Source organism: Oleiphilus sp. HI0128, assembly GCF_001635365.1.
Genome location: NZ_LWGG01000651.1, coordinates 1 through 357, shown reverse-complemented (window position 1 = coordinate 357; position 357 = coordinate 1). Strand labels below are relative to the sequence as shown.

The window sequence follows — 357 nt, the reverse complement described above, 5'->3', positions numbered from 1 at the left end:
AATTTTGCTGTATAAGGCATCACTACTCCTACTAAGCTACAAGGTCTCTAGGAGCAGTGTTCTGCGCAACTACTCCGGAGTCGCGCATTCTGTCGCAGATGGATTAAATTTACAACGGAACTTCCACAATATTGAGATAGCTTTTGCGTCGTAGGCTTTTTCATCTCTTAAGGCTAAACGAATCTTCTTAGAAAGGTTTTCATACTCTGACTTTCTTACATCATCGAGACTCACCCAGTACTTCTGTGGAATTTCACTGTGTGCCTGCTTAACTGTATTCTCGAGTTCATTAAATCGAGATAGCGCATGCTGGCGCATATTGTGAGCAAAATTTGCTGGGGCTGTTTCAGTATTGAC

1 protein-coding gene is annotated in these 357 nt (G+C 42.3%); it reads right to left on the bottom strand.

Annotated features, from left to right (window positions below; genetic code table 11):
- Positions 1 to 69: 69 nt before the first annotated feature.
- Positions 70 to 357 (bottom strand): putative solute-binding protein (locus A3763_RS28480; RefSeq protein ID WP_231872133.1); only part of this gene is annotated, 288 nt, incomplete at its 5' end.